Here is an 11,912-nt window from a genome sequence, read left to right as displayed (position 1 = left end):
AGGTTCAAATGAAAAAGAAGTACGCAGCACTCATGATGGCAGCAGCAATCATGGCAGTGCCGGGCACACTGGCAATGGCAGCGAGCCCGAACACAAATGTGACGGTCAACCGCGGAGGAAGCAGTTCAGGTTCTGCCTCTTCCAAGAGCGCAGGTCTCAATGTAAATGCGGGAACCATTACCAACAAGACATCTACGGGTATCAAGAATAGTGGTAAGAATGGTTCCAACGGTATTACTGTTTCGCAGGGAAATACTGCAAATGGCAGTTCGGTTGGGTTCGCATCCGATCAGCAGATCAAAGACGGCAATAGCTGGGCTGTTGCAGAAAAAGTGTTTGAGATCAATGCAGGTGTTCCGCTGTATCGTGTAACGGGTGATCCGGCACTGGTTGGATATTCTCCGCTTATGCCGGCACAGCAGCTCATGACAACCGATGCAAATGGCGGTGTAGTGAGTGATCCGGTCACGGTAAATATTGCAGTAGCAGCTCTGGGTGATGTTCAGAATGTAGAAATCTACTACTACAGTGAAACCGATCATAAGTGGGAATTAGCTCCGGTCAACGGGATTGATCATGCAACAAACTCTGTTAATGTAACAATTCCGGGCAATGCAGTCTTTACATTGGTTCATAAGAACTAATTGATAAGGCCGCGGAAGCCGGCAGGTATCTGGTAAGAGAGGTACCTGTCGGTACCTTGAGAGGCTGATTTACAAAGTCGATTGCAATAGGCATTGACGGGGGGAGCGGTAGATATGTACAGAAGAAATTCAGGCGGATGGATGAAGCATATCGATTTCATCATCCTGGATGTGATTTCTCTGCAGGCGGCATTAATACTTGCCTATGCATGCAGTGGGTATGGATGGGATATATACACACCGATTTTGTATCGGAATATGGCGATTTTTTTAGGAATGATGGATCTGATTTTGCTGGTTTGCCGGGAGACAATGCGGGGAGTCATAAGAAGAGACCATTTTGTGGAATTTATAGTAGCTGTCAAGCAGGCCGTTTTTATAGAAGGCAGTGCTCTTTTATATCTGTTCCTTCTGCAGGAAGGGCAGAGGTATTCCAGGCTGGCACTGATGCTGACGGCTGTCTTCTATATCGGAATCGCATATATTGTGCGTGAATGCTGGAAATGGCATCTGCAGCGGAAAAAAACAGTCGATGGAAACAAGCGTGTTCTGCTGATTGTGACAAATGAGGACATAGCCGGACGGACGGTCAAAACGATCAAGGAAAACAATTATGCACAATACATGATTGCGGGGGTCTGCCTGATCGGATGTCACGAATCGCATGTAGGAGAGAAAATCGAAGAAATCCCTGTGATAGTGGAGGAGGAAGAACTTCCCCATTATGTCTGCCAGGGATGGATTGATGAGGTTGTTGTTATAACCTCAGAGATGGTGCCATATCCGGATAAGCTGCTGAACCAGCTGACAGAAACCGGCGTAACGGTGCATCTGAACCTGGCAAAAGTGACAAGTGTGCCGGGAAAGAGACAGTTTGTGGAGAAAATAGGACCGTATACCGTGCTGACAACGAGCATCAATTATGCGTCGTCTTTCCAGCTTTTTCTCAAACGGATGATGGATGTCATAGGCGGACTGATCGGCTGTGCATTGACGGCGGTACTCTTTTTATTTCTTGCACCTGCGATTTATCTGTCATCACCGGGACCGATCTTTTTTACCCAGGAAAGAGTCGGAAAAAATGGAAAACGGTTCAAAATGTACAAATTCAGAAGTATGTACATGGACGCCGAAACACGCCGTGATGAGCTGATGAAAGAAAATAAGCTGGGCGATGGAAAGATGTTCAAGCTTGATTTTGACCCGCGCGTGATCGGAAATCAAATCATGCCGGATGGAAGCCATAAGACCGGAATCGGTGAATTTATCCGCCGGACAAGCCTGGATGAATTTCCTCAGTTTTTCAATGTGCTGAAAGGAGATATGTCGCTTGTAGGCACCCGCCCGCCGCTGATTTCAGAGACCAATCTCTATGAATTGCACCATAAAGCCAGACTGGCGATCAAGCCGGGTATTACCGGTATGTGGCAGGTCAGCGGTCGAAGTGAAATCACGGACTTCGAAGAAGTTGTCCGCCTCGACCGGGAGTATATCACTAATTGGAATATCGGAATGGATATAAAGATTCTGATGAAGACGGTGATGGTGGTTTTGAGGAGAGATGGGGCGGTGTAAGGGGGACAAGTTATCCATAAGTGGATGGCTCGATTGAGAGCAGAGAAAAGCCTGATTTCATGCGGGTTTGCGCGGCTTGACCTTTTCACCTCAACTTGTTTCTGCTTGTCATGGTGCGTTACGGCCAGCGTGCTTTCAGGGGTTAATGGCTTCTGGTTGCGCTCTATACTTAACCCATCACAGCGAAAGCTGATAGAGCAGAAAACAGAATAAGGAGGTACGAGGACAAGCCTGCGTATAGATTGTTGTTGCAATCTGTATACAGGCTTGTTGTTGTGCTTTGAAGTAAGTTGAGGGGGTAAAAGTATACGATTGGCAAGAAATACGTGTACATAGATAAAAACACCTTTTGAGGTAATTAGGTCCAAAGAAGACCGGAGGAGTAAATATTATGAAGAATTTCAAAATCGCTGTTGCTGGCACTGGTTACGTTGGGCTGTCGATTGCAACTTTGCTGAGTCAGCATCATCAGGTAACTGCAGTTGATATTGTACCGGAGAAGGTTGAGCTGATTAACAATCGCAAGTCTCCGATTCAGGATGATTATATAGAGAAGTACCTCGCAGAGAAAGAATTAAATCTGACCGCGACGTTGGATGCGAAGACCGCATACACAGATGCAGATTTCGTTGTAATAGCGGCACCTACAAATGTCTACTCAACAAACCGTATTGACGTAGCAACATCGAAAAGAACCTGTTTTGCACACTAATTGGGGCTGCTGAAATTGGCTATATTTCACAGCTGTATGAGCTATAAATGCTAGATGCTTATACAAAACGCTGAATTTTTGCCCCATGTGGCACAAAATTGGCACATCTTTTTCAGAAGAACCATAGAAATGGCGGAAAACAGGGGAAAACAAAAAAATCCGTGAGTTTATCATTAACGTCTGAAACTGCTGTTGAGTACACTATTTAACCTGCTAATGACATCTACATCATAACGGTTTGTTGAGTCATGAAAATTACGGAAAAACAGACGATTTCTACTTCATAAAACAGCTGTTGAGTAGAGCATTGATGGCGATGATAAATACAGATTTTGTGCGGTGAGAGTGAATGATTTGTTCATAACGAACAATGAATGGTGAGAATTTGACCGGATGATATATACAGTTTTAACAAAACTCATGCGCCGACAGGGTTCGATTCGACAATCCAACACTTAGAAAAAACGTCATTGCAGGGTATACGGGGTTCGACTGTATAAATCAACACTTCGGCTATAGAGGAATAGAGACGAGTGTACTCAACGGATGTTTTATGGAGTAGAAAACAAGGGAAATATGATTGCTGGGGTAGTTGGATACGACAGTATAAGAAAACACTTAGCCGAGTGTGGTTATCACACATGAGGAATTAGAGAGAAAGACCATCCATATGGATGTGTACATAGAAAATTAGAGGATATGCCCGATGAGGGCCGGAGGAGTAAATAACATGAAGAATTACAAAATCTCCGTTGCGGGCACTGGGGCTAGAGATATAATAGGGTCAACCAAGAAAAACCACGATAACTAAAGGGTTTTGACGGCTCGACTCGTTCAACAAAAGTATTTATTTGCTGACAGGCTGCGGAGAAGCTGAAATCCAGAGGTTATAAGTGGGAGGCTTTGGTGCAGCTCTGTTTTGACCCACAAAATGAGCAGCAAGTAAAAAATTAAGGAGAACGAATCGAGCCTACGGTGGATTGCAATTGAGTGATCCGCCGTGGGCTTGTTTGCTGTTTGTAAATAATAATTCAAAAGTACTTTGATGTGGGAGGAAAGATGAAACGATGATGGAAAACAAGACGAAAATCGACTTGAAAAACACAAGCATTTTTATTACGGGTGCGGCTGGTTTTATTGGCTCGAACCTTGCGAAACGGATTCTCACAACCGTAGAGGGAGCAAAGGTTGTGGGACTGGATAACATGAACCACTACTATGACGTTCGCTTGAAAGAAGCGAGATTGGATGAACTGAACAAGTTTGAAAATTTCAGCTTTGTAAAAGGAAACTTAGCAGATAAGGAAACAATCACAACTATTTTTGAGCAGTATAAGCCGCAGATCGTTGTCAATCTCGGCGCACAGGCGGGCGTTCGTTACTCTATCACGAATCCAGACGCTTATGTAGAAGCAAACTTGATTGGCTTCTATAACATTCTGGAAGCTTGCCGTCATTCCTACGATGAGGGACATACTCCGGTAGAACATCTGGTCTATGCGTCTAGTTCTTCTGTCTACGGCAGCAATAAGAAAGTTCCGTACAGCACAGATGATAAGGTAGATAATCCAGTTTCTTTGTATGCGGCAACTAAGAAATCTAACGAGCTGATGGCTCACGCATATTCCAAACTCTACAACATTCCGTCTACGGGTCTGCGCTTCTTTACGGTATATGGGCCTGCTGGCCGCCCGGATATGGCTTACTTCGGTTTCACTAATAAGTTGCTGAAAGGTGAGACGATTCAGATTTTCAACTATGGCAACTGCAAGCGTGACTTTACTTATGTGGACGATATTGTGGAAGGTGTTGTTCGTGTCATGCAGGGCGCACCGGAACGCAGAAATGGAGAAGATGGTCTGCCAATTCCTCCGTATGCAGTCTACAACATTGGCAATCAGAATCCTGAGAACCTTCTGGATTTCGTACAGATTTTGCAGGAAGAACTGGTTCGGGCAAAAGTGCTGCCGGAAGATTATGACTTTGAAGCACACAAAAAACTCGTTCCAATGCAGCCGGGTGATGTGCCTGTGACCTATGCAGATACAAGCGCACTGGAGCGTGATTTCGGGTATAAGCCGAGTACAAGTCTGAGAACTGGTCTGAGGAAGTTCGCTGAGTGGTATGCAGAATTTTATAAATAAGAAAGAATAGGAAATCAGATAAATGAAGTGTGTTGAGGTTTATAAGGAATTATACCATCAGGAACCGTATGGTGTAGCTTTCTGTCCGTACCGCATCAGCCCGCTTGGAGCTCACATTGATCACCAGTATGGCAAGATCAATGGTTTGGCAATTAATAAGGGCATCCACATGGCATACCATCCGAAACACAATGGTGTTGTGGAATTGCAGTCGTTGAATTTCCCGAAACGTGCGCAGTTCTTCGTGAATGCAGTGCCAGAGGAAAAAGAAGGAGATTGGGCTGACCATCTGCGTGGCGCAGCAAAGATGCTGAGCGAGAAGTACCGGCTGAAAGTTGGTCTGTCCGGCATCATCGAAGGAAGTCTGCCGATTGGTGGTCTTTCCTCTTCGGCAGCGGTTATTATCTGCTTTCTGTCGGCACTGTGCAAAGTTAACGGTATTCATCTGGAACCGATGGAGATGATTCTCACTGCAAAAGCCGCAGAAAACCAGTATGTAGGTGTTTCTTGTGGCAAGCTTGACCAGAGTTGTGAAGTCCTTTCCAAGAAGAACCATCTGCTATACCTCGACACGAAAGATGACAGCTACGAGTTGATTCCGACCAACGAGACAATGAAACCTTACAAAGTAGCAATTTTCTTCTCTGGCCTGGAACGCTCCTTGAAAAACTCCAAATACAACCTGCGGCAGGATGAATGCAAAGCAGCGGCTTATGCGTTGATGGGTTATGCAGGGATGGATTATGACACCTTTGCCAATACCCGCTTGCGGGATGTGCCGTTTGAAGTATTTGAAAGCTATAAGGATCGCCTGCCGGAACTGTGGCGGCGCAGGGCAGAGCATTATTACAGCGAATTCGCTCGTGCAGAAAACGGTGCAGAGTTGTGGCGCAAAGGTGATCTGGAAGGCTATGGTCAGCTTGTTTTTGAAAGCGGCAAGTCCTCGATTTATAGCTATGAGTGTGGTTGCGATGAACTGAAAAAACTGTATGAGATCATGACAGATACCGATGGAATCTACGGTGGCCGGTTCTCCGGTGCAGGTTTCAAGGGTTGTTGCATGGCATTGATTGATCCGAACAAAGCAGAAGAAATTGAGGCAAAGGTCGGAGCAGAATATCTGAAAGCTTTCCCGGAACTGGAAGGAAAGTATAGCTTCCACTTGTGTGAGAGCGCAGATGGTGTGGAGTTATGAAACTGAGTTCGATACACCATATCGCTATAATTGTTTCCGACATTGAAAAGGCGAGAGAGTTCTATGTTCAGAAGCTCGGCTTTGAAGTGATTCGGGAAAATTACCGGGCAGAGCGTGGTGACTGGAAGCTGGATCTTCGAGTAGATGAACACACAGAACTTGAGATATTTGCAGAAAAGAACTCTCCCCAAAGAGTGAACCGTCCAGAAGCCTGTGGGTTGCGGCATCTGGCATTTCGAGTAGAAAGCGTAGAAGAAACGGTCAAAGAACTGAAATCGCTGGGAATAGAGTGCGAACCAGTTCGATTTGATACCTACACGAAAGATAAAATGACATTCTTTCAGGACCCAGACGGACTGCCGATAGAAATACATGAGTGAGGAAACCATAGATGAAATGTTTGATTTTAGCAGCAGGATATGCCACTCGGCTTTATCCGCTGACAGAGAATTTTCCGAAGCCGCTTCTGAAGGTTGGCGAGAAATCCATTCTCGACTGGCTGGTGGACGATTTAGTGGAAACCACTGATATTGATGAATTTGTAGTGATTTCCAATCACAAGTTTGCACAGCACTTTGAGGACTGGAAAAATAATAAGAAAAAAGTTCGTCCTTATGAGATCACGGTGATTGATGATGGAACCAGCACAAATGAAACGCGTCTGGGCGCTGTCAAGGATATTCAGCTTGCAGTTGAAATGCTGAATATTTCCGATGATCTGCTGGTCATGGCCGGTGATAACGTGCTGGACTTCAGCCTTTCCGCTTTCGTGGATTTTGCAAAGGAAAAAGAAACTTCCTGCGTGATGTGCCACGAGGAAAATGAACTGAAAAAACAGCAGAAAACGGCAATCATCACAGTGGATGATAATAACCTGATTACATCCTATGAGGAAAAGCCACAGGAGCCGAAAGGCAATCTGGCGGTTCCGCCGTTCTATTGCTATCGCAGTGAGGATGTAAAACGCATTCAGGAAGCACTGGACAACGGCTGCGGTTATGACGCACCGGGTAGTTTTGCAGCATGGCTGAGCAAGCAGACCCCGATGCACGCTTATAGGATGCCGGGTAAGCGTTATGACATTGGCGATATTAACAGCTATGAGTATGTAAAAAGCGTGTTTTCAAAGTGAGGGTAAATATAAACAGAAGAAAAAACAGATGAGGAGATAAGTATTATGAGAGAATTTAAGGATTTGAAAATTGCAGTGGCGGGCACAGGCTATGTAGGACTTTCCATTGCTACGCTGTTGAGCCAGCATCATCATGTTACGGCTGTGGATATCGTCCCGGAGAAGGTTGAACTGATCAACAATCGGAAGTCTCCGATTCAGGACGAATACATTGAGAAATATCTGGCAGAAAAAGAACTGGATCTGACAGCAACTTTGGATGCTAAGGAAGCATACTCCGATGCAGATTTCGTGGTCATTGCTGCACCTACAAATTACGATAGTAAGAAGAATTTCTTTGATACATCCGCAGTTGAGGCTGTTATCAAATTGGTAATTGAGTATAACCCGGAAGCCATCATGGTGATTAAGAGCACCATTCCGGTTGGTTACACTGCATCGGTTCGTGAGAAGTTCCACTGTGACAACATCATCTTCAGCCCGGAGTTCCTGCGCGAGAGCAAGGCACTCTACGACAACCTGTATCCGAGCCGCATTATTGTCGGTACCGACGTGGAGAATGCTCGGCTGGTGAAGGCTGCGCACACCTTTGCAGAACTGCTTCAGGAGGGTGCCATCAAGGAAAACATCGACACGCTGTTCATGGGCTTCACCGAGGCAGAGGCAGTCAAGCTGTTTGCCAACACATATCTGGCTCTGCGTGTCAGCTACTTCAACGAGTTGGATACTTATGCCGAGATGAAGGGACTGAATACCCAGCAGATTATCAACGGTGTTTGCCTCGATCCACGTATCGGCAGTCACTATAACAACCCATCCTTTGGTTATGGTGGATATTGCCTGCCGAAAGACACCAAGCAGTTGCTGGCAAACTATGCAGATGTACCGGAAAACCTGATTGAAGCAATCGTGGAATCAAACCGTACGCGCAAAGATTTTATTGCGGATCGTGTGCTTGAAATTGCTGGTGCTTATGAAGCGAATGACAGTTGGGATGAGAGCAAGGAAAAAGAAGTTGTAGTTGGCGTTTACCGTCTGACCATGAAGAGCAACAGTGATAACTTCCGCCAGAGCTCCATTCAGGGTGTCATGAAGCGCATTAAAGCCAAGGGTGCAACGGTTATTATCTATGAGCCGACTCTGAAAAATGGCGAAAAGTTCTTTGGCAGCGTTGTGGTAAACGATCTGGATGAGTTCAAGAAGCGCAGCCAGGCCATTATCGCAAACAGATATGATAAGTGTCTTGATGATGTGGAAGAGAAGGTTTATACGAGAGACATTTTCCAGAGAGATTAATTAGTTGAGGGCGGAGTAATGAAAATTGCAATAATTGGTCATAAGCGTATACCATCAAACGAAGGTGGAATAGAGAAAGGCGTAGAGCAACATGCGGTTCGGATGGTGCAAAGAGGAAATGATGTCACAGTATATAACCGTGGCGGTCACAATGTTTTTGGAAAAGAATTTGATGGCAAGAAGCTGAAAAAATATAAAGGAATTAATATAGTAACGGTTCCAACAGTAAAGGGAGCGGCGTGTGTTCCGATTTATTCTTTTCTTGCAACAATTCATGCAGCATTCAGCCGGTATGATTGTGTGAGTTTCCGTGCGTCAGGATCATGTGCTATGATTCCACTTGCTAAACTTTTTGGGTTACGAGTAGTGGCATCGCTACATGGTATAGATAGCCAAAGAGATAAGTGGGGCGGGTTTGCATCAAAATACCTTGAATTTGGAGAGCGAATGGCTGCAACAAAAGCAGATGTGTGTTTGGTGCTTTCCAAAAACATGAAAGAATATATTGACACAAAATATGGAGTGAATTCGATTCTATTTGCGAATGGTATTGATAAGCCCAAAAGCCATGCACCGGAAATTATTAAAGAAAAATACGGATTAGAAAAGAATGAATATATTCTATCATTGGGAAGAATTGTGCCGGAAAAAGGGCTTCAGTATTTAATTAAGGCATTTAGAGAATGTTCAAGTGATAGGAAACTTGTAATCGCTGGAGGATCGGAGTCGAACAAGGATTACTATAATCAGCTCCTTGCATTAGCAGAGGGAGACGAACGAATAATTTTCACGGGTTATGTGTATGGACAAGAGGTGCAGGAACTTTACAGCAATGCTTACATCTTTGCGCTTCCGAGTAACTTGGAAGGAATGGCTAATGCTTTGTTGGAAGCTATGAGTTATGGCAATTGCTGTTTGATTAGCGACATTCCAGAAAACACAGAGGTAGTACATGACAAGGCCCTGTCCTTTGAAAAAGGAAATGAAACAGACCTCAGAAGAAATTACAGATGCTTTTGGATGACGAAAATCTTGTGAGAAAATATAAGAAAGAAGCGGCACCTTATATCTTAGATAGATATAATTGGGATATTGTAGTAGATCAAATGTTGCGCGTCTATGCGGGTGATGTCGTAGATTATAATACCGTACTGCAAGAACGGGAAAGCAGAAACGGAGTAATACAAAGCAAATGAAAGTGGATTTTTATATTAGTAGCCTCTCTAGTGGTGGGGCAGAGCATGTCTTAACGAATCTTGCAGCTAACTTTGCCGAACATGGTGAAGATGTCAGTGTTACATCTTATGAAAAACGGCCACAGTTTTATAGTGTGGCAGACGGTGTTAAGCTAAATAAAGTCAATTATAACGGAAAGGGTAAATTCCTTGAGTGGATTTATGATTTCCATGCGACTTGTAGATATCTGGATCAGAGAAAAGCGGATGTGGCAATTTCCTTTTTGAGCAGATGCAATTTTATGCTGATTTTAGCAGGGCTTATGTCGAGGACAAAGGTAATTGTTTGCGACAGAAATAATCTTTTACGGAAATATCCTAAATATGTTTTTCAAATCACATGCTTCTTATATCGATTTGCGGATACCATCTGTGTACAGACGAATGAGATGAAATCATTTTATCCAGCATATTTACAAAAAAAGATTGTGGTTCTGGAAAACCCCTTGGACTTTGACGAGATGGGCAAACAATGTGTGGGACAGGATATTGAAAAAGAAAATACGGTGATTTCAGTAGGTCGATTGGAAAAACAGAAAGATTTTGTGACATTGATTAAGTCCTACAAAGCGGTGGCAGAAAAACATCCGTCTTGGAAGTTGAAGATTTTTGGGCAAGGAAATCGTAGAGAGGAACTTCAAAATTTAATAAGGAAAGAAAATCTTGAGGAAAATGTAAAATTGTGCGGTGTGACGCATACACCATTTCTTGAAATGAAAAAAGCCAAAGTGTTTGTGCTTTCATCATTTTATGAGGGATTTCCGAATGTACTGTGTGAAGCAATGCACGCAGGTTTGCCCTGTATTTCTACAAGATGTGAATGTGGTCCCTCAGAGTTAATTGATGATGGCAGAAGCGGTTTCCTTGTACCAATCGGGAATGTTGATGTGCTGTCTGAAAAAATTATGGCATTGATAGAAGATGAAAACTTGAGAAATGAATTGGGCAAAAATGCTGAGATTGCAACAGAACGGTTGAAACTGGAAACGATCTGTCGAAAGTGGAGAGAATTGGCATATAGTGTATGCGGAAAGGAATTGAAAAATGAGTAATATAATCAAAAAAGGAATAGCGGTTCTAAAAAGTCCTAAGAAAAGAACGATTATATTGGCACAGCATGGTTTTTTCAAGAATATGAGCGATGAAGAGTTCTTGAAAATGCAGTTTAAGAATGTGTTTGGATACCCGCTGGATTTGAACAGTCCGAAAACATATAGCGAAAAACTCCAGTGGCTGAAGCTTTATGACAGAAAACCCGAATATACGATGATGGTGGATAAGTATGAAGTAAAGCAATATGTAGCATCTAAAATTGGAGAAGAACATATTATTAAGACACTGGGTGTATGGGATCGTTTTGATGATATAGACTTTTCAAAGCTACCGAATCAGTTTGTTCTGAAGTGTACACATGATTCCGGAGGATTGGTTATTTGCACAGATAAATCAAAACTGGATATGACGGTGGCAAAAAAGAAAATCGAGAAGAGCCTAAAGAACGACTATTATATGCAAAATAGAGAATGGCCATATAAGAATGTAAAGCGCAGAATTATCGCAGAAGAATACATGGTCGATGAATCGGGCTATGAGTTAAAGGATTATAAGATTTTTGCTTTTGACGGTGAAGCAAAGGCAATGTTTATTGCATCGGATCGCACGAATCCGAACGAAGAGACAAAGTTCGATTTCTTTGATATGGATTTTAACCATCTGCCTTTTACGAATGGTCATCCAAACTCCAAAGAGTGGGATAAAATCAAACGGCCTAAGGGATTGGATGAAATGAAGAAATATGCGGAGATCTTGTCAAAGGGATTGCCGGAAGCGCGGATTGACTTTTACGACATCAATGGCAAAGTGTATTTCGGGGAGATCACATTTTTCCATTGGAGTGGATTCGAACGCTTTGAACCGGCAGAATGGGATGAAAAATTTGGCTCTTGGATTACCTTGCCGACGAAATAAAAGAAGAATGG

At 43.6% G+C, this 11,912-nt stretch carries 12 protein-coding genes; all 12 read left to right on the top strand.

Going from position 1 to position 11,912, the window contains the following annotated elements; all coding sequences use genetic code 11:
* The first annotated feature begins 8 nt into the window (after positions 1–8).
* The 12 genes from DWX91_RS12425 to DWX91_RS12375 all read left to right on the top strand — a co-directional run bounded on the left by DWX91_RS12425 (position 9) and on the right by DWX91_RS12375 (position 11,901).
* A complete protein-coding gene (locus tag DWX91_RS12425) occupies positions 9–644 on the top strand; it encodes a hypothetical protein (protein ID WP_118472779.1) in 636 nt (211 codons plus the stop codon).
* 114 nt (positions 645–758) lie between these two features.
* Positions 759–2,219 carry a sugar transferase gene (locus DWX91_RS12420; RefSeq protein ID WP_118539089.1) on the top strand — a complete coding sequence of 487 codons (1,461 nt, stop codon included), beginning with the start codon at positions 759–761 and terminating at the stop codon, positions 2,217–2,219.
* A 391-nt stretch (positions 2,220–2,610) separates the two neighbouring features.
* Positions 2,611–2,931 (top strand): NAD-binding protein, encoded by a 321-nt coding sequence (locus DWX91_RS12415; RefSeq protein ID WP_118472781.1) that lies wholly within the window; start codon positions 2,611–2,613, stop codon positions 2,929–2,931.
* A 1,067-nt stretch (positions 2,932–3,998) separates the two neighbouring features.
* Positions 3,999–5,075: a GDP-mannose 4,6-dehydratase gene (locus DWX91_RS12410; protein WP_118539087.1), complete on the top strand. Its 1,077-nt coding sequence runs from the start codon at positions 3,999–4,001 to the stop codon at positions 5,073–5,075.
* 22 nt (positions 5,076–5,097) lie between these two features.
* Complete coding sequence (locus DWX91_RS12405) at positions 5,098–6,270, top strand: galactokinase family protein (RefSeq protein WP_118539085.1); 1,173 nt, start codon at positions 5,098–5,100, stop codon at positions 6,268–6,270.
* The gene (locus DWX91_RS12400) at positions 6,267–6,650 is read left to right on the top strand and encodes a VOC family protein (RefSeq protein WP_118539083.1); all 384 of its coding nucleotides are present in this window, start codon (positions 6,267–6,269) and stop codon (positions 6,648–6,650) included. Before DWX91_RS12405 ends, DWX91_RS12400 begins: the two co-directional genes overlap by 4 nt.
* An 11-nt stretch (positions 6,651–6,661) precedes the next feature.
* The gene (locus DWX91_RS12395; RefSeq protein WP_118539081.1) at positions 6,662–7,402 is read left to right on the top strand and encodes a nucleotidyltransferase family protein; all 741 of its coding nucleotides are present in this window, start codon (positions 6,662–6,664) and stop codon (positions 7,400–7,402) included.
* A gap of 45 nt (positions 7,403–7,447) precedes the next feature.
* Positions 7,448–8,698 (top strand): nucleotide sugar dehydrogenase, encoded by a 1,251-nt coding sequence (locus DWX91_RS12390; RefSeq protein WP_279220256.1) that lies wholly within the window; start codon positions 7,448–7,450, stop codon positions 8,696–8,698.
* Positions 8,699–8,716: 18 nt separating this feature from the next.
* On the top strand, positions 8,717–9,736 hold the full coding sequence (locus tag DWX91_RS12385) for a glycosyltransferase family 4 protein (protein ID WP_412693905.1): 1,020 nt from the start codon (positions 8,717–8,719) through the stop codon (positions 9,734–9,736).
* Positions 9,709–9,894: a hypothetical protein gene (locus DWX91_RS18200; RefSeq protein ID WP_412693904.1), complete on the top strand. Its 186-nt coding sequence runs from the start codon at positions 9,709–9,711 to the stop codon at positions 9,892–9,894. The genes DWX91_RS12385 and DWX91_RS18200 overlap by 28 nt, the downstream gene beginning before the upstream one ends.
* Entirely contained in the window at positions 9,891–10,985 is a 1,095-nt protein-coding gene (locus tag DWX91_RS12380) for a glycosyltransferase family 4 protein (protein WP_118539079.1), read from the top strand. The genes DWX91_RS18200 and DWX91_RS12380 overlap by 4 nt, the downstream gene beginning before the upstream one ends.
* Positions 10,986–11,091: 106 nt before the next feature.
* Positions 11,092–11,901 carry an ATP-grasp fold amidoligase family protein gene (locus DWX91_RS12375; protein WP_412693903.1) on the top strand — a complete coding sequence of 270 codons (810 nt, stop codon included), beginning with the start codon at positions 11,092–11,094 and terminating at the stop codon, positions 11,899–11,901.
* Positions 11,902–11,912: the final 11 nt, after the last annotated feature.

The sequence above is a fragment of the Clostridium sp. AF22-10 genome (assembly GCF_003478725.1).
Classification (GTDB): domain Bacteria; phylum Bacillota; class Clostridia; order Lachnospirales; family Lachnospiraceae; genus Otoolea; species Otoolea fessa.
The sequence above is the reverse complement of the archived record's forward strand: the minus strand, read 5'-3'. Positions and strand labels throughout refer to the sequence as shown.

Coding starts and splice junctions, on each gene's coding strand:
- DWX91_RS12425 (WP_118472779.1), top strand. CDS start 9: ATGAAAAAGAAGTACGCAGCACTCATGATGGCAGCAGCAATCATGGCA.
- DWX91_RS12420 (WP_118539089.1), top strand. CDS start 759: ATGTACAGAAGAAATTCAGGCGGATGGATGAAGCATATCGATTTCATC.
- DWX91_RS12415 (WP_118472781.1), top strand. CDS start 2,611: ATGAAGAATTTCAAAATCGCTGTTGCTGGCACTGGTTACGTTGGGCTG.
- DWX91_RS12410 (WP_118539087.1), top strand. CDS start 3,999: ATGATGGAAAACAAGACGAAAATCGACTTGAAAAACACAAGCATTTTT.
- DWX91_RS12405 (WP_118539085.1), top strand. CDS start 5,098: ATGAAGTGTGTTGAGGTTTATAAGGAATTATACCATCAGGAACCGTAT.
- DWX91_RS12400 (WP_118539083.1), top strand. CDS start 6,267: ATGAAACTGAGTTCGATACACCATATCGCTATAATTGTTTCCGACATT.
- DWX91_RS12395 (WP_118539081.1), top strand. CDS start 6,662: ATGAAATGTTTGATTTTAGCAGCAGGATATGCCACTCGGCTTTATCCG.
- DWX91_RS12390 (WP_279220256.1), top strand. CDS start 7,448: ATGAGAGAATTTAAGGATTTGAAAATTGCAGTGGCGGGCACAGGCTAT.
- DWX91_RS12385 (WP_412693905.1), top strand. CDS start 8,717: ATGAAAATTGCAATAATTGGTCATAAGCGTATACCATCAAACGAAGGT.
- DWX91_RS18200 (WP_412693904.1), top strand. CDS start 9,709: ATGCTTTTGGATGACGAAAATCTTGTGAGAAAATATAAGAAAGAAGCG.
- DWX91_RS12380 (WP_118539079.1), top strand. CDS start 9,891: ATGAAAGTGGATTTTTATATTAGTAGCCTCTCTAGTGGTGGGGCAGAG.
- DWX91_RS12375 (WP_412693903.1), top strand. CDS start 11,092: ATGCAGTTTAAGAATGTGTTTGGATACCCGCTGGATTTGAACAGTCCG.